2 protein-coding genes are annotated in these 1,752 nt (G+C 58.5%); both read right to left on the bottom strand.

Annotated features, from left to right (window positions below; genetic code table 11):
* Positions 1–536: 536 nt before the first annotated feature.
* A complete protein-coding gene (locus tag ACXJ7R_RS31770) occupies positions 537–1,298 on the bottom strand; it encodes a membrane-anchored protein (RefSeq protein WP_457155265.1) in 762 nt (253 codons plus the stop codon).
* Between the two features lie 47 nt (positions 1,299–1,345).
* Positions 1,346–1,549 (bottom strand): hypothetical protein, encoded by a 204-nt coding sequence (locus tag ACXJ7R_RS31765; protein WP_457155264.1) that lies wholly within the window; start codon positions 1,547–1,549, stop codon positions 1,346–1,348.
* Positions 1,550–1,752: the final 203 nt, after the last annotated feature.

Genomic DNA, 1,752 nt, shown 5'->3' with positions numbered 1-1,752 from the left:
GCATGAGCCTAGGGCAATTTACCCCAATACCGGCCCCTTGAAAATCGGACACCGCGCAGGGCGGCGGCCTTCGCTTATCGCCGCCGCGCTGAGCGTCATCCCTCGTTTGTAGTTCGCAACCAACCCCACCGCCGCTCGTTGACCTTATGCTGGTTGATCCCAGCACTCCATAAACTTGCCCGCTGCTGAAAGGTGGCGGGCTTTTTTTGGTTGGAACGGTTTGTTTTTCGGCTCGTTTTTTCAGCGCATCCGTGACGCGGGTGCACGAAAGTTGTTTCGACATCTTTCGGGGCCTGCTATGGCTTCCTCCGTGGCGGGTCTTTTGCGTTCCTACGGCCGGGTTGCTAAGCCGCGTCTAATCAACGAGCACGATGAACGGTCTGTGCTTCGGTCGTTCGTGCCAAATGACCTGTCGCAGATCGCGCGCATGTCGACCATCTGGCCGCAGATTGGACAGGGATAGAAATTGTCCTGATCGTCGGAATGGCCGCCCCCGTGCTTACCAGGAATAGGCGGTCCAAGGTCGGATAGCTTCGTCATCTCGCTCGAACATCCTGTTGCGGTAAAGGTTCCGATCGGCCGCCGGCGCCCTGCCACAGCGGCAGCCCGGTCGATACCGCGACTTCAAGATCGGCCGTGAAGAGATTGGCGCCACGGCCGCGTAGCTTCAGCAAGATCGAGCTGTCCATGTCGCTATGAAGCCTCCTCAAGCCGAGCTCGTTGTAGACATGGCCGGTCGAGCCGGGATTGATGCCCGATATGACGACAGTCGACGCGCCGCTGTTGAATGCATAGAGCACAGCGGTGATGCCGTTCGAAAACTYCCGTGCATTGTCCAACTCGCTGTGGCGCGCGCCCATGACCGCCTCGTGCAGGGCAATGCGCTGGTACGTGCTAACCATCCGGAGCTGGTCGTAGCGATAGTTAAATGCCGCGAGGCCATCGCGTAGGCGCTGCTCTCCGAACGGCCAGCGCATCACATACAAGATGCCGGTCTCTTCGCCGTTGAGAACGCGCCGTACGGCTACGGCATTGTCGTTCGTGCCGTCGACTTGGTTGAAATGGAGAAAGGTCGCGTCAGGTTTGGCGATGCCCCATTTCCTCGCCACCGACTGGGAACCGTTGACGGTGAGAACCGAAAAATTCTCGTCGAATCCCTTGGGCAGGTTAGATCCAGGGGCGGAGCCGACGACGAGCACTGGCCCGATGAACCGGGTCGGATGACGCGGGGGCTTGGGGCGGGAAAACCTGTAGACGAGTGCTTCCTTGATCGTTCGTCTGATCTTGGAGTAGCTCATCGGAAGTCGTCACCGCTTGCCGAGTGGGTAGTGGGTCAGTTTGAAATCTAGTGGTGGTTCGGCTCTAGCTTTGACCGGACTTTATGAATAGCGCTCGCGATGGCGTCGGCTGATTCAAGGTCCAGCGCAATATCTAACAGACCTTCGGTTGTGTGAATTGAGAGAACGCCAATCACACCCACATCGTCCGTAATGGTGCCGACGTGGATTTCAGTCGGTACGAAGGGCCGCGCCTTTCCCTTGCGTTGCATTTACTCACCTGTACACCCCTCGCGGCGACAGTCGAGCAACRCCGTGGCACATTCAAGCTGKCCTTWGGGTCAYGTAACGKGCGGGAAGYGTTCTTAGGTTAGCGAGTGCYWAAAGCCTTACCTATTCGCCTATTTCGGCAGCGCGCTTCTTGTAGGGACCGCGCKGCCYGGCTTCGGCGCAACGGCGTCCATCTTCTCGCAAA

The sequence above is a fragment of the Mesorhizobium sp. P5_C1 genome, assembly GCF_054049815.1.
Note: the sequence above shows the minus strand (reverse complement) of the source record. Positions and strands in the feature narration are given on the sequence as shown.